The organism is Trinickia sp. Y13 (genome assembly GCF_029522115.1).
Lineage (GTDB): Bacteria > Pseudomonadota > Gammaproteobacteria > Burkholderiales > Burkholderiaceae > Trinickia.
This window is the reverse complement of sequence record NZ_JAKWFK010000002.1, coordinates 421,733-447,520: the sequence shown is the minus strand read 5'-3', so window position 1 is coordinate 447,520 and position 25,788 is coordinate 421,733. Positions and strand designations below refer to the sequence as shown.

At 64.2% G+C, this 25,788-nt stretch carries 20 protein-coding genes and 1 pseudogene; 7 read left to right on the top strand and 14 right to left on the bottom strand.

Features of this window, described 5'->3' with window-relative positions; translation table 11 throughout:
• Positions 1-11: 11 nt before the first annotated feature.
• Both MMB74_RS05135 and MMB74_RS05130 read right to left on the bottom strand, forming a co-directional pair.
• Positions 12-1,277, bottom strand: coding sequence for a diguanylate cyclase (locus MMB74_RS05135; protein WP_277427514.1), 1,266 nt, complete (start codon positions 1,275-1,277; stop codon positions 12-14).
• 397 nt (positions 1,278-1,674) lie between these two features.
• Entirely contained in the window at positions 1,675-2,685 is a 1,011-nt protein-coding gene (locus MMB74_RS05130) for a bile acid:sodium symporter family protein (RefSeq protein ID WP_277427513.1), read from the bottom strand.
• A 331-nt stretch (positions 2,686-3,016) separates the two neighbouring features.
• On the opposite strand from MMB74_RS05130, the gene MMB74_RS05125 reads away from it, so the two are divergent.
• Positions 3,017-3,409 carry a peptide-binding protein gene (locus MMB74_RS05125; protein WP_277427512.1) on the top strand — a complete coding sequence of 131 codons (393 nt, stop codon included), beginning with the start codon at positions 3,017-3,019 and terminating at the stop codon, positions 3,407-3,409.
• A gap of 531 nt (positions 3,410-3,940) precedes the next feature.
• On the top strand, positions 3,941-5,044 hold the full coding sequence (locus MMB74_RS05120; RefSeq protein ID WP_277427511.1) for a porin: 1,104 nt from the start codon (positions 3,941-3,943) through the stop codon (positions 5,042-5,044).
• Between the two features lie 128 nt (positions 5,045-5,172).
• On the opposite strand, the gene MMB74_RS05115 is transcribed toward MMB74_RS05120, so the two are convergent.
• Positions 5,173-6,135, bottom strand: a complete 963-nt coding sequence (locus MMB74_RS05115; RefSeq protein WP_277427510.1) for a response regulator — start codon at positions 6,133-6,135, stop codon at positions 5,173-5,175.
• Between the two features lie 165 nt (positions 6,136-6,300).
• Between MMB74_RS05115 and MMB74_RS05110 the strand changes: the two genes are divergently transcribed.
• Positions 6,301-6,798, top strand: a complete 498-nt coding sequence (locus MMB74_RS05110) for a thioesterase family protein (protein ID WP_277427509.1) — start codon at positions 6,301-6,303, stop codon at positions 6,796-6,798.
• 81 nt (positions 6,799-6,879) lie between these two features.
• Here MMB74_RS05110 and MMB74_RS05105 read toward each other — a convergent pair whose 3' ends face one another.
• On the bottom strand, positions 6,880-8,265 hold the full coding sequence (locus tag MMB74_RS05105; protein WP_277427508.1) for a sensor histidine kinase: 1,386 nt from the start codon (positions 8,263-8,265) through the stop codon (positions 6,880-6,882).
• A 344-nt stretch (positions 8,266-8,609) separates the two neighbouring features.
• Between MMB74_RS05105 and icmF the strand changes: the two genes are divergently transcribed.
• Positions 8,610-12,026, top strand: a complete 3,417-nt coding sequence (gene icmF, locus MMB74_RS05100) for a fused isobutyryl-CoA mutase/GTPase IcmF (protein WP_277427507.1) — start codon at positions 8,610-8,612, stop codon at positions 12,024-12,026.
• A 110-nt stretch (positions 12,027-12,136) separates the two neighbouring features.
• On the opposite strand, the gene MMB74_RS05095 is transcribed toward icmF, so the two are convergent.
• The gene (locus MMB74_RS05095; protein WP_277427506.1) at positions 12,137-13,096 is read right to left on the bottom strand and encodes a nitronate monooxygenase family protein; all 960 of its coding nucleotides are present in this window, start codon (positions 13,094-13,096) and stop codon (positions 12,137-12,139) included.
• 191 nt (positions 13,097-13,287) lie between these two features.
• Between MMB74_RS05095 and MMB74_RS05090 the strand changes: the two genes are divergently transcribed.
• Positions 13,288-14,211: an alpha/beta hydrolase gene (locus MMB74_RS05090; protein WP_277427505.1), complete on the top strand. Its 924-nt coding sequence runs from the start codon at positions 13,288-13,290 to the stop codon at positions 14,209-14,211.
• Positions 14,212-14,264: 53 nt separating this feature from the next.
• Here the strand turns inward: MMB74_RS05090 and MMB74_RS05085 are convergent.
• Positions 14,265-14,729: pseudogene (locus tag MMB74_RS05085) on the bottom strand (Lrp/AsnC family transcriptional regulator); the annotation flags it as partial.
• 181 nt (positions 14,730-14,910) lie between these two features.
• On the opposite strand from MMB74_RS05085, the gene MMB74_RS05080 reads away from it, so the two are divergent.
• A complete protein-coding gene (locus tag MMB74_RS05080; protein ID WP_277427504.1) occupies positions 14,911-15,852 on the top strand; it encodes a DMT family transporter in 942 nt (313 codons plus the stop codon).
• 202 nt (positions 15,853-16,054) lie between these two features.
• Here MMB74_RS05080 and MMB74_RS05075 read toward each other — a convergent pair whose 3' ends face one another.
• The 3 genes from MMB74_RS05075 to MMB74_RS05065 form a co-directional block, all read right to left on the bottom strand.
• On the bottom strand, positions 16,055-16,543 hold the full coding sequence (locus tag MMB74_RS05075; RefSeq protein WP_277427503.1) for a YbaK/EbsC family protein: 489 nt from the start codon (positions 16,541-16,543) through the stop codon (positions 16,055-16,057).
• On the bottom strand, positions 16,540-17,463 hold the full coding sequence (locus MMB74_RS05070; protein ID WP_277427502.1) for a hydroxymethylglutaryl-CoA lyase: 924 nt from the start codon (positions 17,461-17,463) through the stop codon (positions 16,540-16,542). The genes MMB74_RS05075 and MMB74_RS05070 overlap by 4 nt, the downstream gene beginning before the upstream one ends.
• A 105-nt stretch (positions 17,464-17,568) precedes the next feature.
• On the bottom strand, positions 17,569-18,525 hold the full coding sequence (locus MMB74_RS05065; RefSeq protein WP_277427501.1) for a glyoxylate/hydroxypyruvate reductase A: 957 nt from the start codon (positions 18,523-18,525) through the stop codon (positions 17,569-17,571).
• Between the two features lie 249 nt (positions 18,526-18,774).
• Here MMB74_RS05065 and MMB74_RS05060 point away from each other — a divergent pair, with 249 nt between their 5' ends.
• Positions 18,775-19,200 carry a hypothetical protein gene (locus MMB74_RS05060; RefSeq protein WP_277427500.1) on the top strand — a complete coding sequence of 142 codons (426 nt, stop codon included), beginning with the start codon at positions 18,775-18,777 and terminating at the stop codon, positions 19,198-19,200.
• 57 nt (positions 19,201-19,257) lie between these two features.
• Here MMB74_RS05060 and bioB read toward each other — a convergent pair whose 3' ends face one another.
• From bioB to MMB74_RS05035, 5 genes are all read right to left on the bottom strand, one after another.
• Positions 19,258-20,292 (bottom strand): biotin synthase BioB, encoded by a 1,035-nt coding sequence (gene bioB / locus MMB74_RS05055; protein WP_277427499.1) that lies wholly within the window; start codon positions 20,290-20,292, stop codon positions 19,258-19,260.
• A gap of 55 nt (positions 20,293-20,347) precedes the next feature.
• Entirely contained in the window at positions 20,348-21,070 is a 723-nt protein-coding gene (bioD, locus tag MMB74_RS05050) for a dethiobiotin synthase (RefSeq protein WP_277427498.1), read from the bottom strand.
• Complete coding sequence (gene bioF / locus MMB74_RS05045; RefSeq protein ID WP_277427497.1) at positions 21,067-22,248, bottom strand: 8-amino-7-oxononanoate synthase; 1,182 nt, start codon at positions 22,246-22,248, stop codon at positions 21,067-21,069. Before bioF ends, bioD begins: the two co-directional genes overlap by 4 nt.
• Positions 22,248-23,615: an adenosylmethionine--8-amino-7-oxononanoate transaminase gene (gene bioA, locus MMB74_RS05040; protein ID WP_277427496.1), complete on the bottom strand. Its 1,368-nt coding sequence runs from the start codon at positions 23,613-23,615 to the stop codon at positions 22,248-22,250. The genes bioF and bioA overlap by 1 nt, the downstream gene beginning before the upstream one ends.
• 451 nt (positions 23,616-24,066) lie before the next feature.
• Positions 24,067-25,401 carry an alpha/beta hydrolase gene (locus MMB74_RS05035; RefSeq protein WP_277427495.1) on the bottom strand — a complete coding sequence of 445 codons (1,335 nt, stop codon included), beginning with the start codon at positions 25,399-25,401 and terminating at the stop codon, positions 24,067-24,069.
• Positions 25,402-25,788: the final 387 nt, after the last annotated feature.

The following is a 25,788-nucleotide window of genomic DNA, read 5'->3' as shown; positions in this document are numbered from 1 at the left end:
GCTCCCGGGAGCTAGTCGGCTACCGGTTCGCAACCGGGCTGGGCGACTGCGTCGTTCGCCGCGGCGATGCCTGCATGTTCGCGCACGAGATCGGCGATAGCGATCGGCTCGGCTTCTATGGCCGGCGCGGCATCGTGCGTGCGCTCTGCGATGACGACGCGGTTGCGGCCGCTGTCCTTCGCATCTAGCAATGCGCTATCGGCCCGCCGAATCACGCGCTCGATCGGCTCGCCGCGCACGTGTTGCGCGACGCCCACGCTGATGGTCAACGTGACTTCGAGCTGGCGGGCATCTTCGATCCGTTTGCGCAGCCGCTCGGCGACGCGCGCCGCGTCGTGCTGATCGGCGGCGGGCAGCAGCACGACGAACTCCTCGCCGCCGAAACGGCCCGCGACGTCGGTCGGCCGCATGCTGTCTTGGATATGCCGCGCGATCAATTGCAACGCGCGATCGCCCGTGTCGTGGCCGAAGCGATCGTTCACCGACTTGAAGTGATCGGCGTCGATGTACAGCACGGAAAAGGGCTGACCTAAGCGCTCGGTGCGCAGCAGAATGCGGCGCCCCAGTTCGAACACGCGGCGCCTGCGGGGCAACTGCGTCAGCTCGTCGATGTCGGCGAACGCGCGCAGCTGGCGCTCCAACCGGAAGCTTTTCTTCTGCGAGCGCAGCGCGAACAGGTTCGTGACGAGACTCGTCGAAATGGCGATGAACATGGAGAGCACGACGCCGAACTGCTCGACGGCGGGGGGCTTACTGAGCGCGACCAGCGCGAGCGGGCCGGCAATGGTGAGCGCGGCCGTGGCCGGAAAATCCCATCCGCGCAGCAGCACGGGACTGAAGGTCAGCGGGATCAGCACGAATGCTGGGAGCACGATCAGCATGCCGTCGCCCCATTGCAACGCGTGCAACACGATGCCCGCTTCGAGCGAAGCGATGAAAGCGAGCGCGGCCAGACTTGCCCGCAGCCCGCTGCCTTTGGTCCAAGCCACGGCGAGCGAGGCCGCCATCGGCAGCGCAGGCAAGGAACTCGCGAGCGCGGCCGGCGCCATGCGTTGATTGTCGAGCCAAGCGTCGCCGACCACCAGCACGACGTAGCCGACGAGCGCGGTCGCAAGCTGGGCGCAGAGAAACGACCACAGGCGATGGGCCGCGTAGTCTTCGAACGATTGGTTGTCTTCCGGCGCCTCGATGGTCTTGGCGCGCTGCCCCCGGATGCGCCGTACGCGGCGCGCCGCCCCTTCCTGGCGTTCGTCGTCGGATCGATCCTCGCTGCTCATTTATTTTCTCGCTTGGACGTGCAACTTCGGCATTTACTGAAAAATCTTATCGGCACCCCGTTCCGTCGCGCCATTCTAATAGCGCTAAATGCCGAATGGGACGATTTTAAGAAGATTTATGAGTGGCAGTTGGCCGCTCACGGCGTCGTCGCCTTGTAAGCGTTATCCGGCGGTGCTCCGGCGCCGTGCTGCGATAACCCGCCCGGTACTTTGGACGCTGCGCGTTTCACAGAATTTGGGTATCGAAGAAACCGCAAACGTTTGCCGTTTGCAATGCGGTTTTTTCGTCGCAAAAACCTTTGCGTGGTTATCGCCTTTCGTGATTCGGGCCGATTTTCGGCGCAAGCCGATCTGCGTGCCGGCGGCGGGCGCGGCGATGTGGCCCGCGCCCTGTCATTCAGTGTTCGGCGTGCGCCGCCGGCCGCGGCCCTTCATCGTGGACGTTGCGCGCAGCCCATCGCTGGGCGAGCGCTGCGCAGACCATCAGTTGGATTTGATGAAACAGCATGAGCGGCAAGACCACCGCGCCGACGGCTTGCGAGGCGAAGATCACCTTCGCCATGGGGATGCCCGATGCGAGGCTCTTCTTCGAGCCGCAGAAGATGATCGTGATCCTATCTTCGCGATTGAAGCCGAGCCGCTTGCTGGCAAGCGAGGTGAGCGCGAGCGCCGCGGCGAGCAATAGCGCGTTGACGACGAACAGCCCCGCCAGCGCGCCGAGCGAAAGGTGACGCCAAAGGCCCTCGTTCACGGCTGCGCTGAATGCCGTGTAGACGACGAGCAGAATCGAGCCTTGATCGACGAAGCGCAGGACCCGCCGGTTGCGGTCGAGCCACGGGCCGATGAGCGGCCGCAGCAACTGGCCTGCGATGAACGGCACGAGCAATTGCATGACGATCGCGCCGACGGTGTGCCAACCGGAGCCGGACGCCCCTGCATGATTCGTGATGATTAGGCTCACGAGCGCGGGCGTGACGAAGATTCCGATGAGGCTAGAGGCCGAGGCGCTGCAGACGGCGGCCGGTACGTTGCCGCGCGCGATCGATGTGAATGCGATCGAAGATTGGACCGTCGAGGGCAGCGTGCAGAGAAACAGGATGCCCGTGTAAAGCTCGGGCGTCACGAGCGGGGCGGCGAGGGGCTTCATCGCCAAGCCGAGCAGCGGAAACATGACGAAGGTGCTCACGAGCACGAGCGCATGCAGCCGCCAATGCGTCGCGCCCGCGACGACCGCTTCGCGCGAGAGTTTCCCGCCGTGCAGAAAGAACAGCAAACCGACGGCGATATTCGTCAGCCAATTGATGGCCACGGCCGTTTCACCGCGGCAGGGCAAAATGCTCGCCAGCACCACCGTGCCGATCAGGGCGAGCGTGAAGTTGTCTGGCACCAGAAAAGAAGGACGACGCATGGGTAAAGCTTCTCGTAAGCGATAAAAAACGCGCGGCAAAAAACGCGCATGAAGCGGTAAAAAAAATCGGCAAACAAAACCGTGGCGGCAGCGGCCGAAAATGGTCGCACGAATACCGCCGCATCGACAAAACCGCCACAGTAACACCACGTTACAACGGCGTTGCTCGCCTAACATTTTTTGCCTCGACACCTGAACGGGCGGCCCATAAATTACCCGAAGAAATCCCTCGGAGCACCGATTTATCTGACGACCGCTCGGTGAAGGAGGCGCCCCGCCGCGCGCCGATGCGCGACGGCCTCCGAGAGGATGGTTGGCGAGTGCATCGATCATGGCCGATTCGGCATTTCATACCTTTTTGCGTTGGGCCGCGGTTGCGTTGTGCGCAGCCGCGGCTTCGCTCGCCTATGCTCGGCCGCCGCAAGGTTCGCATGGCGGTCGCGGCGGCGGGCAACGTTCGTTCGTCGTCACGACGAACCCCTACGGTCACGGCGGCCCGCGCGTGGCGCCCGCGCCGTCGATCGCCGCGGCCGCCACCCCGTTCCGGCCGGTCAGCGACGAAGCGCGCGCTCTGGCGCGCGACGGCGGCGCCGCGTTCCTGCGCGCGGGTTCCATCCGCGCCGATATCGCCCGCTACAACGAGGAGCGCGGCCCGACCCGCGTGCCTCGTCCCCCTTCCGCGGGCGGCCGTCCGCCTCAAGCGATGTCCGGTTTTCGCAACTGACGCCCCCGGCGGCGCACCGAGCCGATCTTAGACGGCTCTTTCTGTTTCCCCTCCTTCTCGAGGCGGGTCTTTCCGGCGCGGCTCGCCGTTCGCCGGCTCGACGCCTCGCTTTGCGTTCGCCGCCTTCCTTCGGGGTGATGCAAATACGCCACACTTTTGCCGCCGAAACTGCGCTTCGAGGTCACGGGAAAGGGGTCCTCGGACGAAATCATTTTGTCGTCGCGCGAGCCTGCGTCACTATTTCCACCTATCTCGTCCGAATGCTTGCGAGCGAGCGTCGACGCGGTTCTCCGGCCGGTCGCCAGGCGCCCGGCAGGCGCCGCGACGGTGCGCGCCGCACCGCGTGCGGGCGGCCGCGCCCCGACTCGGCGCGGGCTTAAGCAAACCGCTATACCGGCAATAAGCGGACGTAATTTTGTCCAGAAAAATGGTCCGTAACGATGGATCCGCCCCCGAACTAGCTAGTCAAGGCGATCCCAGGCCCCGAGAACGGTTCGCGCGCTTCATTTTTTGACAAAGACAGGAGAACTCATGAAAGCCAACGTCAGCCGCGCGCTGAAAACAATGCTTCGTATGGCGGCGCTCGCCGCTTTGGCCGCCGGGGGCGAGATCGCCCACGCGCAATCGAGCGTGCAACTGTATGGGCAAGTCGACGCTTGGGCCGGGATGCAGCAGTTCCCCGGCGGTAAGCGCGCGTGGGTGGAAGGCGGCGGCGGGATGTCGACGTCCTACTGGGGCATGAAGGGCGCCGAAGATTTGGGCAATGGCTATCGCGCCGTCTTCACGTTGGAAGACTTCTTCCTGCCCCAAAGCGGCAATTACGGCCGCTTCTCGGGCGATACGTTCTTTGCCCGCAACGCGTACGTGGGGATCGAATCGCCCTATGGCACGGTGACGGCCGGCCGATTGACGACGCACCTGTTCGTCTCGACGATCCTGTTCAACCCGTTCATCGATTCGTACACGTTCTCGCCGATGGTGTATCACGTGTTCCTCGGCAATACCGCGGTTCCGTCCGGCGCGACGTACGCGACGGATACGGGCGTCGTGGGCGACTCCGGCTGGAACAACGCGGTTCAATATTCCACGCCGAACTACAACGGCCTGTCGGGCAGCGTCATGTACGGCCTGGGCAATCAAGCCGGCAACAACGGGGCGAAAAAGTGGAGCGCGCAGTTCCTCTACTTCCACGGCCCATTCGCCGCGACCGGCGTCTACCAATACGTCAATTTCAACAACGCGCCTAACGACTTGCGTCAGGTCACGCCCTTCGGCACGATCGTGCCGTTCAAGAGCCAGGGCGTGGCGCAGTTCGGCGCCAGCTACGATCTGAAGTTCGTGAAGTTCTACGGCCAGTACATGTACACGAAGAACGACGCGTTGACGGGCGGCGGTTGGCACGTGAACACGGGGCAAGGCGGCGTGACCGTGCCCGTGGGACCGGGTACCGCGATGGCCTCGTACGCGTACTCGCGCGACAGCGGCGGCTTGAATCAAACCCGTCGCACCTGGGCGCTCGGCTACGATTACCCGTTGTCCAAGCGGACCGACCTGTACGCGGCTTATATGAACGACCAGATCAGCGGCCTGTCGACGGGCCAAACGGTCGGTGCGGGAATCCGGGCCAAGTTCTGATCGGCTGCTGGGCCGCTGCCATCCTCGGCGCTCGGGCCGGGGCGGCGGCGATGCGGCCTTGCGGCCGAGTCGGGGCGCTGCTGGGGCGATGCGATCGCCCGGTCAAGCCGTCAGTGCCGTCAACCTGGTCAATGCAACTGGCGCCGCCGTTGGCGCCAACTCGCGTAGGTCGACAGGCCCGCTTCCACCGCCGACGCGTCGAGCGGCGCGAGACTGTAGAAAGCACGCTCCCATCCCGGCACCGGTATCGGCTGCGCAGTCGGCACGATGGCCCGATTCGGGCGATATGCTTGATCGGGCCAAAACAGCGGCATCAGCGATCGCTTTTCCATCCCCTTGCGCATCCAGTCGGGCCCGCCGGCGTCGGCTACCGTATCGCACTGGAACGCCCATTCGTCGGCATCCCAGGCCACGAAAACACTGGGCTTGCCCGCTGCATCGAACAGGAGCACCGCGTCCTGTTCCGGGCGCCAGTAATATTCGACGAAGTTTCCGCGGGCGGCCAAATCGTCGAGGACTTGCACGACTCGAGGATCGCAATAGGTCGCCCCCACGTCGTGGACGCCGATGCACCCGCGCAATCTGCAGTGTTTTTTATTCGCCTCGCGTAGTGCGCCCGCCAAGGTGGCCGGCATGACCGTATCGCCCTTGCGCAGATAAATATCGATGAGTCCTGCGTTGAAGGCATCCACGGCTTGCCGGTCGCCCGCCGCTCCGGTCAACAGGATTTTCGTGCAAACGATATCGCTGATCGATTCGAGAAATTGGACGCCGTCCATCCCCGGCATTTCATAATCGACGACGACCGCCGCCACTTCTTCGAATCTCGTTGGGTCGCACAGCGCATCCTTGCCGAGCGCATTACCGCCGCCTCGTTCCACTCGAGAATACCCTTCGCCCGCCATTCGGATAAGCGGGACGCTGCGATCTCGCGAACGCATGAAATCGAGCGCCGCCTCGGGGTGCATGAAAAAGCGGTTCAGTTGCCTGTCTCGAAAAACTCCACGTAACCCATCCAGAAAATCGGCGCTGTCATCGAGAAAAACCGCAGATGCGGGATAGAACAGCGGCTGCGTGACAAAAGAACTCATACCGGCCTCGTGAAAAAAGAAAAGCGGAGCGACACCGCGGTCGGCGCTCGGCCCAATTGTTACCGATTACGGTCCTCGAAAAATAGGCGGGGTAAGAATCGCACATTCCCCAGGCTTTTGGGGAATGCGCGCTACCGCTCGTAGCAATTTCCGAGGAGTTTATCCATGTTGACGCGAGAAACCGTTCCGCACCTTCTTTCCAATGGTGCGGCGCTCTTGACGCCCGAGGCGCTCGATGTTGCGGCGCCCAAGACTTTCCACCATACGATCGACATCTATCTGAAGGACTCCAATTCATTCATGAACACCTATTTCGCCCGATATTTCGAATGGCAGGGAATCTGCCGCGAACGCTGGTTTTACGAATGCATCGACAATAATCTGCTCGGCGCGGGCGGCGCATTCGTCACGAAACGCGCTCATCAGGAGTATGTCCAGGAGACGTTTCCGTTCCAGCGAGTCGACTGTTATCTGAACACGGTAAAAGTCAGGCAGTGCTCCTCCTATTTGCTGTTCCGGTTCTACGTCGGCGGCCGGCCCGTTTCGATGGGCTATCAGCAGATCCTGTTCGCAGGCCCGGACAAGCGCATTCGGCGTTTCCCCGCTGGCGTGATCGAGCGCGTGACCGAATACGAGTTGGACTTGCCGTCCGATCGGGATTGATCGCGCGCAATGCGCTCGGTTGACCCGGCCGATTAGCGTCGGCCAATGAACGGCGGATCGTGCGGCGCCATGATCCGCCGTTCATCGCGGCCCCGGCAGACGCAGCGTGAAGGTCGTGTGCACGCCGGGCGCGGACTCGCATGAAATGCCGCCGCCGAACGCTTCGCAGACGCGGCGGCAGAAGGTCAGGCCGACGCCCGCCCCTCGTCCGTGAGCCTTCGTCGAGTAGAACGGATCGAAGATCCTGGGCAGTGCGTCGGCGTCGATGCCGCAGCCGCTATCGCTGAAGCGCACGACGCAGTAGCCCTCGCGGCGGCATGCGTTGATGGCGATATCGCCCTTGCCTGCGGCCTGGATCGCGTGAATCGCGTTCTTCAACAAGTTGAAGAGAACGAAGATCAGCAAGGAATCCGAGCCGACGAATTGGATCGCGGGGTCGATCTGCGCCACCGAAACCAGATTTCGCTCTCCCGCCCGAAACGGATAGCGCTCCAGAGCCGATTCGATGCAGGTGCCGATGGCATGGGCGGAGAATGTGCGCGGATCGAGCCGGTTCAAGGTGAGCGATGCGAGCGACATCTCGATCACGGTGCTCGTGCTGTCGACCTGACGCCGGATCGCCGATGCAAGCGCAGGCAATCTGTCAGGCTCTTCTCGCAGATAGAGGCCGTCGCCGCATAACCGATGTTGCACCGCCAGCCGATAGCCGTGCATCAGTTCTGGCAGTGCGCGGCGCAGTTCGTCGGCATGCAGGCCGATCGTCGCAAGCGGCGTTGCGACTTCGTGCGCGACCGTCGCCAGCATGAGGCGAGGACTCATCAATCCGTAGCGGACGATGGAGACCGCAAGTATGCCGAGGCTTACGGCGATGAAGACGGCGCCGAGCGGGTAGAACGCATAGCCGTAATTCACGGCGTAATCGGTTGCGGCAAAGGAATAAAGGCCGAGGCTGACGAGGCACAAATCGAGCAGCTTCCGGGGCCGCGAGGCGCGCGCCCTGCGCATTTCCCTAATTAACAGCCAGCCGCTGCGCCCGGCCAGAAAAACCGTTTGCGCGACGTGAACCGGATGCAATGGGCCGGCCTTCGGGTAGTATCCGAAAAAAAACGAGCGAAAGCCGTCGATCACTTCATTGCCGCTCAGCAATAACACCGCAAGTGCCGCGCATAGCCCGTAAGACACCGTCAATAGCCACTTTTCCGCGCGTGCTGCGGCAACTTCCACCACGAAGTGATAGAAAGTGGTCGGCAAGAACAAGATGAACAAATAGCCGATCTTCACGAGCTCGCTCGCCACATGCGGGTCCGTGGTCTGAAACAAAAATGCCCAGGTGGCTTGCCAGACGAATGTCGTCCCGCACATCGCGATAAATGGCGTCGCCACCCGCGTGAAACCCTCGGTTACCAGCACATAAGCACCGAAACCCAGAAACAACGCCGACACGAAGGCGGGTAAGAGCGAATACATGGCGCGTTCTTCGTGATGCCTCGGCGAGCCTATTGGCCGATAGCCACATTCAACGAAAACAGACGTGTCTGTTTTGTGTAGGCTGCGCGATGGCAGAGGATCGATAAATCCATGCGAAAAGGGCAGAGCGCAGATATAGGCATGCTTCGTTTCGATGGGATGGTGTCGAGCCACGATATTAACGCATTCGGGTTTCACCGAGCTTGCCTGATTCGCCATAAATCGCACCGGCAATTACGGGCGTAATGGCATTGCGGCGGCGCTGCAATCGATGGGCCGGCATGGCGCCGTTGCCTATACTTCGAACATTAGGCGCGCAGCCGGCATGCGCTAGCGAGGGAACCATGACCGATCTTTCGACGCCGCAACGTCTCGGCCCGGCTCGGCCGAGTCCTGCCGCCCGGTTGCGTTTCGTGACGGCCGCCGCGCTGTTCGATGGCCATGACGCCGCGATCAACATCATCCGGCGAATCTTGCAGGCGAGCGGAGTCGAAGTCGTGCATCTCGGTCATAACCGTTCTGTGGCCGAGGTCGCGCGCGCCGCGCTCGATGAGGACGCCGACGGCGTGGCGGTGTCCAGCTACCAAGGCGGCCACATCGAATACTTCAAGTATCTGGTGGACGCGCTGCGCGATGGCGGCGGCGAACGGATTCGCGTGTTTGGCGGCGGCGGTGGGGTGATCGTGCCCGAAGAGATCGAGGCGCTCGAGCGCTACGGGGTCGAGCGCATTTATTCTCCGCAAGATGGGCAACGCCTGGGCCTGCAAGGGATGATCGACGACATGATCGCGCGCTGCGGCAGCGCGGCCGCTTTGCCGCCCGGTGCGCTGCCGCCAATCGAGACGCTGGCGACCGCGGGCGATCGGGCTTGGCGCGCCTTGGCCACGCTGATCAGCGCACTCGAAGACGATCGCGTCGATCCGGCGGTGCGGGCAGCGCTGCGCGATCGTGCCCGCTTGCAGGGGGCGCTCGCGCCGGTGCTCGGCGTGACAGGCACGGGCGGGGCCGGCAAGTCGTCGTTGACCGATGAACTCGTGCGGCGTTTTAGGCTCGACTATGCCGACGAGCTCGCGATTGCGATCCTTGCGATCGATCCGTCGCGGCGCAAGTCGGGCGGCGCCTTGCTTGGCGATCGGATTCGCATGAACGCGATCGGCGATTGGGGGCGCGGGCCTCGCGTGTTCATGCGCTCGCTCGCGACGCGCGAAGCGGCGACCGAATTGCCCGATGCCATCCCCGATGCAATCGCGGCCTGCCAAGCGGCGCGTTTCGACCTGATCATCGTCGAGACCTCGGGCATCGGCCAAGGCGACGCCGCGATCGCGCAGGTGGCGGATCGTTCGCTCTACGTGATGACGCCGGAGTTCGGCGCGGCGAGCCAACTCGAAAAAATCGACATGCTGGACTTTGCCGACTTCGTCGCCATCAACAAGTTCGATCGCAGCGGCGCGCTCGATGCGCTGCGCGATGTCGCCAAGCAGATGCAACGCAATCAAGGCGCGTTCGATGTGGCGCCGGACGCCATGCCCGCGTTCGGCACGATCGCCTCACGTTTCAACGACGAGGGCGTCACGGCGCTTTACCAGCGCATCGCGCTCGCGCTCGGCGAGTGCGGACTGCGCTCGCCCGCGCTCGGGCCGCGCTTGCCGCGCGTCGATGTGCGCCACTCGCGCGAGGGCGGCGCGATCGTGCCCGCGGCCCGCGTTCGTTACTTGTCCGAGATCGCCGCGACCGTGCGCGCCTACCGCGCCCGGGCCGACGAGCAGGCGCAATGCGCGCGCGAGCGTTGGCAGTTGTGCGAGGCCAAACGGATGGCGATGGCGACGAGCCACCGTGCGGGCCGAAGCGACGCCGGGTGCGAGCCTGCCACGCATGACGCGGCCGCTGCGAATTCGGCGGCTGCTTCGGCCGCTCCAATCGCGCCGACATCCGATCCGGTCGCCGCCCGCCTGGACGCGTTGATTGCCGAGCGCGAAGCGCGGCTCGGCGCCCGCGAGGGCGCGTTGCTCGATGCATGGCCGCATACCGTCGCGCAATATTCGGGCGAGGAGCGCGTGGTGTCGATCCGCGGTCGCGAGATTCGCACGAAACTGACCGAGACCACGCTGTCCGGCACGCGATTGCGCAAGGTGTCGTTGCCGAAGTTCGCGGATCCGGGCGAAACGCTGCGCTGGTTGATGCTGGAAAACCTGCCGGGCGCGTTCCCCTTCACGGCCGGCGTGTTTCCGTTCAAGCGCGAGAACGAAGATCCCACGCGCATGTTCGCGGGCGTGGGCGACCCGCCGCGCACGAACCGCCGGTTCAAGCTGCTTTCCCAGGGCATGCCGGCGCGACGTTTGTCGACGGCGTTCGATTCGGTCACCCTCTATGGCGAAGACCCCGACGAGCGCCCCGATATTTACGGCAAGATCGGCAACTCGGGCGTGTCGGTGGCAACGCTCGACGACATGATCTCGCTCTATGACGGCTTCGATTTGTGCGATCCGGCAACGTCGGTCTCGATGACGATCAACGGTCCCGCGCCCACGATCCTCGCGATGTTCTTCAACGCTGCGATCGATCAGCAACTGGCGCGTCTTCGCGCGCAATGCGCTGCGCAAAACCGGACGCCGAGCGCCGGGGAAATCGAGCAAGCGCGCGCCAATGCGTTGCGCGAAGTGCGCGGCACCGTGCAGGCGGACATCCTCAAAGAGGATCAGGGCCAAAACACCTGCATTTTTTCGACCGACTTCAGCTTGAAGATGATGGGCGACGTGCAGGCCTATTTCATCGAACACGGCGTACGCAATTTCTATTCGGTGTCGATCTCCGGCTACCACATCGCCGAGGCGGGGGCCAACCCGATCACGCAGCTCGCTTACACGCTCGCCAACGGCTTCACCTACGTCGAAGCCTACTTGGCACGGCATCTGGAGATCGACGATTTCGCACCGAACCTGTCGTTCTTCTTCTCGAACGGCATGGAGCCGGAGTACACGGTGCTTGGCCGCGTGGCGCGCCGGATTTGGGCGATTGCCTTGCGGGACAAATACGGCGCCAACGAACGCAGTCAAAAGCTCAAGTACCACGTGCAGACATCGGGCCGCAGCCTGCATGCGCAGGAGATCGAGTTCAACGATATCCGCACGACGCTGCAGGCGCTGATCGCCGTCTATGACAACTGCAACTCGCTGCATACGAATGCGTTCGACGAAGCGATCACGACGCCGACGGAAGCGTCGGTACGCCGCGCAATGGCCGTGCAACTGATCATCAATCGAGAATGGGGCTTGGCGAAGAATCAAAATCCGAATCAGGGCAGCTTCGTCATCGAGGAATTGACTGATCTCGTCGAAGCTGCGGTGCTGGACGAGTTCGACCGGCTGACGGCTCGCGGCGGAGTGCTCGGTGCGATGGAGACGGGCTACCAGCGCGGACGAATCCAAGACGAATCGATGCGTTACGAGCATCGCAAGCACGATGGCTCTTATCCGATCGTGGGCGTGAACACGTTCGTCGGCGAACGAGAAACCGAGCGGGCGGGCCCGTTGACCTTGGATCGTTCGACGACGGAGGAAAAAGAGCGTCAGCGCGAACGGCTGGCGGCGTTTCACGCTCGCCATTGCGATGAAGCGGCGCCGATGCTCGAGCGCTTGCGGCGCGCCGTCATCGATGGGGAGAACGTATTCGCTGTGCTGATGGATGCGGTGCGCGTCTGTTCGCTCGGGCAGATCACGCACGCGCTGTTCGAAGTCGGCGGACAGTACCGGCGCAACATGTGAGCGGCGCAAGCGCGTACCGCCGAGGCGCGAACGTGCGAACATGCGAACGGCGGCGCGAACGCGTTCCGCGAATGGATCGCGAGCGAGACCGCCGTCTCGCCCGGCGAGGCTCAGCGCGCCGCGACGAGGCGGGAAAGGGCGTCGTCGTATTCCTGCTTGAGGCGCGCGACGAGCTCCGCCACGGTAGGCACGTCATCCATCAAGCCGACGCCTTGCCCCGCGCCCCAGATGTCCTTCCACGCTTTGGCCTTGTCGCCGCCGAAATTCATCTGCGTTTTGTCGGACTGCGGCAGCGCCTCGGGATCGAGCCCGGCGTTGACGATGCTCTCGCGGATATAGTTGCCGTGCACGCCGGTGAACAAGTTCGTGTAGACGATATCCGACGCACTTGCGTTGACGATGGCGCGCTTGTAATCGTCGACGGCATGCGCTTCCTGCGTCGCGATGAAGCGTGTGCCCATGTAGGCGAGATCGGCGCCCATCGCTTGGGCCGCGAGAATCGAACCGCCATTGGCGATCGCTCCAGAGAGCACGATCGGCCCGTCGAAGATGCGCCGCACTTCGCCCACCAGCGCGAACGGCGAAGTCGTGCCCGCGTGCCCGCCCGCGCCCGCCGCCACGAGAATCAAACCGTCCACGCCGGCCTCGAGCGCCTTCTGCGCATGACGCAAGTTGATCACGTCGTGCAGTACGATGCCGCCGTAGCTGTGGACGGCGTCGATGATCTCTTGGGCTGGGGCGCGCAAGCTCGTGATGAAGATCGGCACCTTGTGCTCGACGCATACGCGCACGTCCTGCTCGAGTCGCACGTTGGACTGGTGCACGATTTGATTCACGGCGATCGGCCCGATTCGTGCAGCGGGATGCGCTGACCGATAGGCGGCCAACTCCTCGTTCATCTGCGTGAGCCACTCGTTCAGCAATTCGGCGGGCCGAGCATTCAGCGCGGGAAACGAGCCGACGATACCAGCCTTGCATTGCGCCAGGACGAGCTCGGGGTAGCTGACGATGAACATCGGCGACGCCACGACAGGCAGCGTCAGATTCTGTAAGACGGCGGGCAGGGCCATGACGCGTGTCTCCTTGCTTTCCAAAAGAACGATCGTTCGATTATAGGGGATGCGAAGCGGCCGAAGGGCGGGCTCGGCGTTGGAAGAAGTGCTCTGCTTCTACGTTTCGTGGCGCGGCGAACGAGCGCGCGTCATCGGGCCGCCTAGAATACGAGAAGTTCGAACAACGATAAGCAGCAGGAGTGAGCGTGATGAGTTTTGCCGACTTTACCCCGTTTCGCGTCGACGCCGGTGGCGTCGAGATCTTTGGCACGAGGGGCGGGGAAGGTCCTCCGTTATTGCTGATGCATGGACATCCGCAAACGCACCGGATCTGGGAACGCTGTGTGCCGCATTTGGCCGCGCATTTCACCGTCGTCGCGACCGACTTGCGCGGCTACGGGGGATCGGGCAAGCCGCCGAGCGATGAGACGCACGCGCCTTATTCGAAGCGCGCCATGGCCGCCGACCAAGTCGCCGTCATGCGTCACTTCGGCTTCGAGCGGTTTCTCGTGTGCGCGCACGATCGCGGCGCGCGCGTGGCCCATCGGATGGCGCTCGATCATCCGGACGCCGTCGAGCGCATGATGCTGCTCGACATCGCACCCACCCTCGCGATGTACGAAGGCACCGACCGGGCGTTCGCCACCGCCTACTTTCACTGGTTTTTCTTGATTCAGCCGCAGCCCTTGCCCGAAACCCTGATCGGCGCGGATCCGGCGGCCTATGTCAAGGGCGTCATGGGCAGCCGTCACGCGGGGCTCGCGCCGTTCGACCCGGATGCGCTGCAAGCCTATTGCGATGCGTTGTCGGCGCCGGGCGCCGTGCATGCCATGTGCGAAGACTATCGCGCTTCGGCCACGATCGATCTCGAGCACGACCGGGCCGATCTCGAGCGCGGCCGCAAGGTGGGCTGCCCCGTGCGCGTGCTGTGGGGCGAGCAGGGCGTCGTCGCGCGCTGCTTCGATCCGCTGCGCGAATGGCGCAGCGTCGCGCGCGACGTCAGCGGGCGCGCGCTCGCTTGCGGCCATTACATTCCCGAAGAAGCGCCCGATGCGCTCATCGCCGAAATTCACGATTTCTTCGAAACCGACGAATCGGGCGAACGCGTTTTGGGCGCTCGCGGCTTGGGCTGAGCCGCCGCCCCCGCGTCGAGCGCCGCGCGCACCTTGCGCGGCTCGCCCGGCGCGAGCGGCGGCAGGCGCCGCGCGACTGGCGTCGCCTTCACGATGGCCGTGCTCGTCTCCGCTCGCTCGCCCACCTTCGACAAGATTCCGTCGAGTTCCTCGATGTTGCGCAGAAACAGGCGGCAGACGAAGCAATCGTCGCCTGTCACTTTGTCGCATTCGACGAATTCGGGAATGCGGCGGATTTCGTCTTCGACGAGATGCAACTGCCCCGGCAGCGGTTTGACGCGAACGATCGCCTGCAGCGTGTAGCCGAGCGAGCGCGGGTCGACCTGCACCGTGTAGCGCTCGATGACGCCTTGCGCTTCGAGCCGCCGTAGCCGCTCGGCCGTGCTCGGGGCCGAGAGCCCCACCTCGCGCGCTAGATCGGCGGTGGCTGTGCGAGCGTCTTGTGCGAGCAGGCGCAACAACGTCCGATCGGTGTCGTCCAGCGAGGCCGTTGCATCGCCGGAAAGGCGTTTGGTCATGATCGCCTTCGTTTCAAAGAGAAAATCAGAATTTCTCCTAAGTTTAGCTATGTCGCCGTCGAACGCAAATCGCTAGACTGATTCGCATGACGTTCGACCGATGCGTTGCGGCGGCGGTCCGAAAGAAGGATCGTCGGCGCAATGCGGGCAATGCAAAATCAAGAAATGGACAGGTGCTGACGTGGCGACTAACGAAGCAGCAAAGGAAATCCGGCGCGGCGCGATCGAGATGATCGCCGCGATGCTGATCTCGGGCACGATCGGATGGCTCGTCGTTGCATCGGGGCAATCGCCGCAAAACGTCGTATTCGTGCGTTGTTTGCTCGGCGCGCCGACGCTCGCGGCGATTTGCGTAGCCCTCGGGCTGATTCGTCGCGACGTGCTGTCCTGGCGCGTGCTCGGTCTCGCGGCGCTAGGGGGCGCGGCGATCGTCGCGAACTGGGTGTTGCTGTTCGCGGCGTATTCGCGCGCTTCGATTTCGATGGCCACCGTGGCCTACAACACGCAGCCGTTCATGCTCGTGGTGCTCGGCGTCGTCGTGTTTCGCGAGCGGATCACCGCGTCGACGGCCGCATGGCTCGCGCTCGCCTTCGTCGGTCTCGTGCTCGTCGTCAAAGTCGAGCCGGCGGTATTGGCCGTGCCCGGGCAGTACCTCCTGGGAATCGGCTATGCGCTCGCCGCCGCCTTCTTTTACGCCGTTTCATCGATCATCACGAAGCGGCTCAAGGGTACGCCCCCGCAATTGATCGCGCTGATCCAGGTCACGCTCGGCATCTTCTTGCTCGCGCCGTTCGTGACGCTGCATGCGCTGCCCACGTCGTTCATGCCGTGGGCCGATCTGGCCACGATCGGCGTCGTGCATACCGGGCTTGTCTACGTCTTGCTTTACGGCGCGATCCAAAAGCTGCCCACCGCGATGACGGCCGCGCTCTCGTTCATCTATCCGATCGTGGCGATCGTCTGCGACCGGTTCGCGTTCGGCCAGACGCTCGCGTGGGTGCAACTCGCCGGCGCCGCGCTGATCTTGCTCGCGGCAGCGGGCGTCAATTTCGGCTGGCGTGTCCTGCCCCCGCGGCGTATCGCCGCTGGGCCGGCCGCGTACCGCGGTGCAAAGGGCGAGTGAGGGCGCGCCTGCCGCTCTGCAGGGAAATCACCGATGCGTGGCGTCGGTGCGCATCGGTATCATGACCGCTGACGCTGATCACGTCGAAAATTGCGCCGTTCGTCCTCGTTGATGAACGGCTTTCTTTTTTTGTGCGCGCCTGCAGCGTCAAGATGTGCGCGCCGCGCGCCGCCGCCTCGACGGTTGCCGGGGCGGTTCGGCGCTAGGCGCGTAGTGCGACGTCGGCCACCGGCGCGCCGGTCAGCGCGATCAGTTCCTGCGGCGATAGATTGAAGACTGCGTGCGGATGCCCCGCCGCAGCCCATAGGCTGTCGAGCTGCAACAAATCGGAGTCGATCAGCGTGACGGGTGGCGTGAGATGTCCGATCGGACACACACCGCCGATCGCATAGCCCGTTTTCTCCCGCACGAACGCTGCGTCGGCGCGCCCGATCTCGCCCACGTGCTGCGCCACCTTCTTTTCGTCGACACGATTGACGCCGCTTGCCACGACGAGCACCGGCGCATCGTCGTGGCGGCGGCGAAACAGAATCGATTTGGCGATTTGCGCGACGGAGCAACCGAGTCCCGCCGCGGCCTCGGCTGAAGTCTTCCCCGTTTGCGACAACATGACGACCGGCTTTTCATGACCGCGCTCGCGCAGCAGCAGTGCGACGCGGCGGGCCGTCTCGGGCAGCGCGGTCACGTTCATGATGCGCATGCGGCGTTGGCCGCTTTGGCGAGCAGCGCGCGGCCCGCGCGCGAGGCGTTTTGCCGGCCGATCGACGACGAAATGAAATCGCCGATCGCCACCACCGCGTCCAAGTCGATGCCGGTGTCGATGCCGAGACCGTGCATCAGATACAAGACGTCCTCGGTTGCGACGTTGCCGGTCGCTCCCTTGGCGTAAGGACAACCGCCAAGTCCAGCCACCGATGCATGAAAAATCTCGATGCCTTCGAGCAGCGATGCGTAAATGTTCGCGAGCGCCTGCCCGTAGGTGTCATGGAAATGCCCCGACAATTGCTCGCGCGGGAACACCTTCGTGACGGCGGCGAACACTTCGCGCGTGCGTCCCGGCGTGCCGACGCCGATCGTGTCGGCGATATCGATCTCATCGCACCCGAGCGCGGCCATGCGCTGCACGACGTCGACCACTGACGGAACCGGTACGTCGCCTTGATACGGACAGCCGAGCGCGCAAGAGATGCTGCCGCGCACGCGCATGCCGGACTCCTTGGCGGCGCGCGCGACAGGTTCGAAGCGCGCGATGCTCTCGGCGATGCTGCAGTTGATGTTCTTCTGCGAGAACGCTTCGCTTGCCGCTCCGAAGATCACGATCTCATCGGCATGCGCGGCAAGGGCGCCGTCGAAACCTTTCATGTTCGGCGTCAGCACCGAATAGATCGTACCTTCGCGGCGTTCGATGGCGCTCATGACCTGCGCGCCGTCGGCCATCTGCGGCACCCATTTCGGCGAGACGAACGCCGCCGCTTCGATATTGCGAAACCCTGCTGCCGACAGACGATTGACGAGATCGATCTTGACCTCGGTGGGCACGAACTGCTTTTCGTTTTGCAGCCCGTCGCGCGGGCCGACTTCGACGATTTTGACTGCAGTCGGCAAAGACATGGAATGTCTCCTCGATAAACTCGTTCGGAATACTAAGCAAATCGGTTAGACGCTGTGAAAGCGCACACTCGGTTGCTCAGCTTCGTATGCTTGAATCCGTGAATGCTAGTAACCGCGCCGGCGGTCGACGATGCCGCCGATGGCGTCGCCGCGCGCGAGTGCGTCAATCTTACGCGCAATTTGTTCGACGGCAGGCTCTCGCAACGTCAGCGCCGCGATATGCGGGGTGATCGTCACGCGCGGCATGCGCCAGAACGGATGATCGTGTGGCAGCGGCTCCTCGCAAAAGACGTCGAGCGTGGCGGCCGCGAGACGGCCCGTATCGATGGCGTCGATCAGATCCCGTTCGATCAGATGCGCGCCTCGAGCCAGGTTGACGAGGTAGGCGCCGTGAGCGAGACGAGAAAACGTCGTCCGGTTCAGGATGCCGTCGGTCGCGGGCGTGCTCGGCAGCAGATTGACGACGAGCTTGAGGCCTTCCAAGAACGCTGGCAGTTCGCGCTCGCCGGCGAACGTCGCGACGCCGTCGATCGTTTTTTCGCTGCGGCTGTAACCGCGCACGGGCAAGCCGAACGATGCCAGCGACTTCGCGACCTGCGCCCCCAGCGCCCCCAGGCCGAGCACGCCCACATGGAACGTTTCGGGCGCATGCGGTTCGAGCACGCGCCACCGTGCTCGTTCGTCGTGCTGCCGCTGCGCTAGGTCGTATTCGTCGAAGCGGCGCAGGTAGCGCAGCGCGGCGTACACGGCGTACTCTGCCATTTGCGCGGCCATGCCCGTATCCTCGAGCCGCACGAGCGGAACATCGGGGGGCAGCGTACCGGGTCTCGTTCGTTCGAGCGAGAGCAACGCATCGACGCCCGCGCCGAGCACGAAGATGGCGCGCAAGCCCTCGCGCGGGGCAAATAACTCGGCGGGCGGGCGCCAGACGATGGCGAAGTCGGCGGCAGCCGTGTCGCCGGGCGTCCATAGACGCACATCGGCCGCGGGCAACGCGCGCGCGAGCGACGCCAGCCAGGCCGGCGCGTCGTCGGCCTGCGGGGTGTAAAAGACGATCTTCATGCTAGGGCATGTTTACGCTAATAACGGGCTTGCGCTGGCCGCCAGCCCCTAGGGTGCACGAGGAACGCACGGCCCGTATCGATGGACGTTGGCCGCTATTTTACGGCCAACGTCGCGGCGTCGCGCAGGCAATCGGCGACCGATCGGTGATGGCATCACCCCGTGATTCGATCCGAAATCCAGCGCAATCCCGCCCGCGCGCGCCAATCGGCCCGATGATGTCGCCTCCTAACCGAATCGAGTCAAACGATGCATACCGAAACGATTTACCTCATGACCGAGAATGGCCGGTTCGTCTGCACGAGCCCGTACGGCGACGTCACGATCAAAAAGAATCGAGCGGACGACAGTTGCAAGTTGAGCGCGACGTTCGGCGGCGGCGATGCCACCGTGGCGCTCTACAACGCGGCAACGGAGCGATATTGGAACGTCGCGCCGGACCCTGCCACGCCGCATGTGGCGCACCTCCTCACGGCGCGCAAGGACGGCTGGACCGAATTTTCCTATGCGTACGCCGATGCCGATCAGACGCTGATGACGTTGCGCAACGGCAATGACGGATACGTGTCGCGCATCGACATCGGCCGCCCTCACGAACATCTTGCCGCCAGCGCGGCTAGCGCCGACGAGGCGAGCCGGTTTCGCGTGATTCGCTTCGCGGACGAAGCCGAGTAAGGCGCGGCTGGGAGCGTGCTCCCAGCCACGCTCCCAGCGCTCACTCGTTCGAGGCCGTCAGCCTGCGGCAGCGGCCTGCGCGCTCTGCGCGCGAATCCCGAGCCGCTCGAGCAACTTGCGATCGGCATCGGCTTGCGGGTTGCCAGTCGTCAGCAATTGATCGCCGTAGAACATCGAGTTGGCCCCGGCGAGAAAGCAGAGCGCCTGCAGCGCATCGTCCATCTGTTGCCGGCCCGCAGAGAGGCGCACGACGGCGCGGGGCATCGTGATGCGGGCCACGGCGATCGTGCGCACGAACTCGAAGGGGTCGATCGGATCGACATGACCGAGCGGCGTGCCTTCGATGGCAACGAGGTTGTTGATCGGCACCGACTCGGGGTAAGGGTCCATGTTCGCGAGTTGCGCGATGAGGCCCGCGCGCTCGCGGCGCGATTCGCCCATGCCGACGATGCCGCCGCAGCAGACGTTGATCCCGGCGTCGCGCACATGGTCGAGCGTATCGAGCCGCTCCTGATAGCTGCGGGTGGAAATGATTTGCCCGTAGAACTCGGGCGACGTATCGAGGTTGTGATTGTAGTAATCGAGCCCCGCTTCGCGCAGCGCATGTGCTTGATGCGATTCGAGCATGCCGAGCGTCATGCACGTTTCCATCCCCATGGCCTTCACGCCGCGAATCATCTCCTTGATCGGTTCGAGGTGGCGATCCTTCGGGCTGCGCCAAGCCGCGCCCATGCAAAAGCGCGTAGCGCCGTTTTCCTTGGCCAGGCGTGCGGCGTCGAGCACCGCTTCGACGTCCATCAGCTTTTCCGCTTTCAAACCCGTGTCGTAGTGCGATGACTGCGAGCAGTACTTGCAATCCTCCTCGCAGCCGCCCGTCTTGATCGAAAGGAGTGTCGAGAGCTGCACCGTGTTGCCGTCGAAGTGCTCGCGATGGACTTGTTGCGCACGATAGAGCAGGTCGTTGAACGGGAGTTCGTAGAGCGCGATCACGTCGGCGACGCGCCAGCGCTGGGCGGTGCGCGCCGCATCGGGAACCTGCGTCGTCTCGGTGATGGCGGGCGCTGCGGGCGTAGCGTGTTGAGCTTCTGTCATGTCGTTCGTCCTGGTTGGGATTCGATCGAATCGAAAGGCAAGGGATGAGGGCCGCTCAAGCGTTCGGCTGCAACGCGCGCACGAGCCCGTCGATGTCCAGATGGGTCGAGGCCTGCTCGGGCGAGGGCGGTGTCAGGTGCGGCACCGTGCCGATGAGCGGCGCGCGATGTTCACGTTCGAGCCGCGCGCGCACCGTGTCGATGTTCTCGTCGATGAACTGCATGGCGGGGTCGACGATGTTGGCGACCCAGCCGACGAGGCGCAAGCCGCGCGCGGCAATCGCATCGGCCGTGAGCAGCGCGTGATTGATGCAGCCCAAGCGCAAGCCGACCACGAGGAGCACCGGCAGCGCGAGCGCGACGGCGAGGTCGGCCGTATCGCGTTCGTCGTCGAGCGGAACGCGAAAACCGCCCACGCCTTCGACGACGACCACATCGGCGCGCCGCATCGCTTCGCGATGACAGTCGACGATCGGCGCAAGTTCCAGCGATCGGCCTTCCCGCGCCGCGACGATGTGGGGGGCGGCCGGCGCCTTGAGCAGATAGGGCGTTCTCACGTCGGGCGGCAAGATGGCGCCGGCGGCGGCATCGAGTTGGTCGGCATCCTCGTTGTGCCACAGCCCGTCTTCCGCATCGAAATGCGCGCCAGCGGCGATCGGTTTCATGGCGGCCGCGGACAGGCCGGTTCGAGCAAAGCCGCGCAACAGCGCACAGGAGACGAGCGTTTTGCCGATCTCCGTATCGGTGCCCGTCACGAAAAGCGAAAGAGCGGGGTTCAAGCGAATGCTCCCGTGCGGACGAGGGCCGCTTGCAACCGGTCGAGGTCGTCGAAGCCGTGCCCGGCCGACAGCGAAATACGCAAGCGCGAGGTACCGGCCGGCACCGTCGGCGGCCGGATCGCGGGCACCCACAAACCTTGCTCGCCGAGATGGGCGGCAAGTGCGAGCGTGTCTTCGTTGCTGCCCACCACGAGGGGCTGCACGGCGGTCGGCGAATCGATCGCCCGCCAAGGCGTCTCGTGCAAGATTTCGCGCGTGCGTGCGATCAACCCTGCGAGGTGCTGGCGCCGCGTCTGTCCTTCCTCGCCCGAGATCAGTGCGAGACTGGCCGATACCGCGTGTGCGACGGCCGGGGGGGCGGCCGTTGTGAAGATATAAGGCCGCGCGCGTTGCAGCAGCCATTCGATCACGGTCTCGTGCGCGACGACGCCGGCTCCGGCCACGCCCGCTGCCTTGCCGAACGTGCACAAGTAGACGAGGTGCGGCGAGCGCAACGCGGCTTGCGCGAGCGCGCCGCGCCCTTGCGGGCCGAGCACGCCGAAGCCATGTGCGTCGTCGACGACGAGCCACGTGCCGTGGCGCTCGGCAAGCTCGACGAGCCGGGGAAGGGGCGCGATATCGCCGTCCATGCTGAACACGGCGTCGGTGACGATGACCTTGGTCGCGGCGTCGGACGCGTCGAGCATAGCGGCAAGCGCTTCGGTATCGGCGTGCGGATAAATGTGGACGTCGGCGCGCGCAAGGCGCGCCCCATCGATTAGCGACGCATGATTGAGGGCATCGGAGAACAATGCCGCGCCGCGTCCGGCGAGCGCCGTCACCGTCGCCAGGTTCGACATGTAGCCGGTCGAGAACGTCAGCGCGCGCGGCGCGTCGACGAAGCCGCCGGCGAAGGCGGCGAGTTCCTCTTCGAGGCGAGCATGCGCACGCGAATGCCCGCCGAGCAGATGAGAGCCGCCGCTGCCCGCGCCATAGAGGCGCGCGCCTTCGGCCAAGGCCTCGCTCAAGCGAGGGTGCGCCGCGAGCCCGAGATAGTCGTTGCTCGCGAAGCCGACGATCGCCTCGCCATCGACGGTCATCCGCGCCGCGCACGGCGTATCGGCGATCCGTCGCCGACGCGTCAAGCCGCGCGCTTCGAGATCCGCAAGGCCTTCATGCAAGGTATCGAGCAGTAGCATCAGTGAGTTCCGTCCGAGAGCGTTGCTTGGAGCGTCGCGAGCGTGCGCGAGGCGAGCAGCGCGATCGTTTCGGAGTCCAAAATATATGGCGGCATCAAGTAGACCGTCGTGCCGATCGGGCGCAGCAGCAATTCGTGCGATAACGCTTGCTCGAAAAAGCGCCGCGAAAACGCGCTGGCGGCCGCGCGTTCGAGCACGACGTCGAACGCGACGATCGTGCCCCTGCGCCGCAAGTGGCGCACGCGCTCGTGCGCCCTCAACGGCCCGAGCGCCTCCATCAACGCGGCCGATTTTCTTTCGTTCGAGGCCAAGACGTCGCCGCGCTCGATGAGATCGAGCGTAGCAAGCGCGGCGCGGCAAGCGAGCGGATTGCCCGTGTACGAATGCGAATGCAAGAAGCCGCGCGTGGTGTCGTCGTCGTAAAACGCGGCATAGATCGCGTCGCGCGAGAGCACGAGCGATAACGGCAGGTATCCGCCGCTAATGCCTTTGGACAAGCACAGAAAGTCGGGCCACACCTGTGCTTGCTCGCACGCGAAGAAGGTGCCGGTGCGGCCGCAGCCCACGGCGATCTCGTCGGCGATCAAATGCACGTCGTAGGCATCGCACAGCTTGCGCAGGCCCGCGATGTACGACGTGTCGTGCATCGCCATGCCGCTCGCGCATTGCACGAGCGGCTCGACGATGAGCGCGGCGAGGTGCGAAGCGCGCGCGTCGAACAGCTTGCGCACGTGTTCGAGCGCGCGCGCGGCGACGTCGGCAGCGCGCTCTCCCGGCTCGGCCGACCGTGCGTCGGGCGAGGCGACGACGTGTGCGCCGCGTATGAGCGGATCGTAAGCATCCCTAAACAACGCGACGTCCGTCACGCCTAGCGCACCGATCGTTTCGCCGTGATAGCCGCCCGCAACGCAGACGAATTCGCGTTTCTCCGCGCGGCCGCGATTGCGCCAGTAGTGCGCGCTCATCTTCAGCGCGATTTCGACGGCGCAAGCGCCGTCCGAGGCGAAGAATGCGTGTCCGAGCGTGCCCTGCGTGAGCGCCGACAAACGCTCGGCGAGTTCGACCGCGCTTTCGTGCGTACAGCCTGCCAGCATGGCGTGCTCGAGCGTTTCGAGCTGCGTCTTCAACGCCGCGTTGATGTCCTCGTTCGCGTGACCGAAGAGGTTGACCCACCAAGAGCTGATGGCATCGAGATAGCGGCGGCCGTCGCGGTCGTAAAGCCATGCGCCCTTGCCGCGCGCGAGCGCGACGAGCGGCAGGCGCTCGTGATGCTTCATCTGCGTGCAGGGGTGCCAGACGGCGCGCAGGCTGCGCGCAACCCAGTCGCTAGCCTGCGTATTTCGATCGTCGACGACTTGCGTATTCAATCACCGCTCCATGGGATGAACGTCCGCGTCGTACCGCTCGCTGCTACGAAAATGCGTGACAGGTTGGTCTATTCGCATCTGTAGGGCCGCGCCTCACGGACAAAACCGGCGTGAGATTAGCGCGTTCGGCGAGCGATTGCACCTACCCGAATGGCGCGCGCGAAGTGCTCGTTCCGGGCAGTTCGGCGCAGCTCGCGACGCTTCGAATCAAATCGATCGAGATGGACTGAATTGACGACGTCAGAGTGAGTCCGGCCTCGGAAAAAAATTTATGGCGGCCCGGGATGGAACCGATTTACACGCGATGCGCGAAAGCTGAATCGAGGGGCCGTGCTCAAACGTGTGAGGTTTGACTGCTGAAATGCCAGCCTGCGTGGAGCAGGCCATCACGGCGTTTGGAGGGAAGGATGAAGACGGGAAAGCGCGGTTTGCGTCGCGAGGGGCGATCGGCTCAGTCCCGGCTTGCAAGCGCCGGCTGTTCCATAGCCATCGCAGGCGCGTCTTCGTGCGCGTTCGACGAGGCCGTTTGCGAACTCGCCGATTTGTCGTGCCAGACGACCTCGTTATCGACCGCATAGAGCTGGCAAGGCGAATTGCCGTTTTCTTTGCGGCAGTTCGCGAGCGCGACCGACATCGGATCGTCCCCGCCTTCCGCCCACGACCATGCGCCCGAGGACGACACAGCGAACGCACGCGTCGGGTACTGGCTCAGGAACTTGCGATACGCCTCGCGTCCCGCCGCATCGACATAAGGAACCGAGCGAATGGAATCGACGGTCGCGTATCCCGACGCGGGCGGCAGCGCGGGGCCTTTGACCTGGTATTGCACGTGCGTCGGCATGCCGATGCGCTCGAGGAAGGCGTCCACGGCCGGCCACCAGACTCTCACGCCGTCGCGATCGACGACGAGCCGATGCGCGTCGTTCTTGTAATCGCCGAAGTCGACCATTTTCGCTTGCGCGCCGTGCGCGACATAAGCGGCGTACATACGCTGCGTCAAATCGGGGCTCCACACCGAATCGTTGTCGCCGTAGATCCACAACGACGGCAAGCGCACGGCTTGCCCGTACTGCTCGAACGCACGCGTCAGATTGTCTTGCCAGCCGGCGCAGGCGTCCTGCCGCAACCCGCCCGAGAAATTGATGAGACCGCGCACGCCTCGGGCGGCATCCATGCCATAAGCGATCGTGGTGAGTCCGCCGTGCGAGGTGCCGGCGACGACGATGTGCGATGCGTCGACATACGATTGTGCCGACATATAGGCGATCGTGGCTTTCACGTCTTGCGCTTGCGCGATGCCGTTGCGCTCGACGTTGCAGCCTTCTTGACGGTACGTGCCGCCCGAGCCCGCGAAGCCTTCGCGATTGGGTGCGACGACGGCGTATCCGCGCTTAACGAATTCGCGCGCGAACGACAACGGCCGGCTGCGCGATTGCGCGCGCGGATCGCCTTCGATTTTTCCGTGATTGAACACGACGAGCGGGAACGGCCCCGCGCCGTCGGGTTTGTAAATGGTCGCCTCGAGCGTGATGGTCCCCTCGGCATCGACGGGAATGCGCACGATCTGCTCGTTGAGATTGCCGGCGAGCGCAGGCAGGGCGTAGGGCCCGTGGCCGAATTCGAGCGGGGCGATCGATGCCCGCGAAAGCGGGCGAGCGTCGTTCGAGGCGAGCGAGATTTCGCGCATCGCCTCGCCGGCCGACTGTGCACTTCCGGCCGAACCGGCGAAAGCGCCGGCCCATGCGCACGCACACAAACAACCGACGAATACGTTCTTCAAACTCATGCGCGTGTCTGCCCCAATTCCCAAAAATGCATCGCGACTTCCAAGCTGGCATTGCTTTTCCGCTCGGCTCGATTAGTATCCGCGAGTCGCTCGCGGCCCCGTTGCGCGAAAAGAGGCCGACGCGGGCCGCAATTCGTCCCTTCGGCGGCGAAATCACGGCAGCCGATGGTGCAAAACAACGGAAAGGTGCTACATGGCGACGATTTGCTAAGGGTTACTACTAGCCTCGAGCAAGCGGGTTGTCGCCGGCATGGGTGCGCGCCGGGGCGTCGCGGGACGTCCGAGCCGATGCATCACAAGCGAGGTCATCGTAGCGTCGCCGAAATATTTCGTGCAATGCAGGAGAACCCGGGGCGCGGCGCGGCCCGAGTGGCGGCATCGGCAATC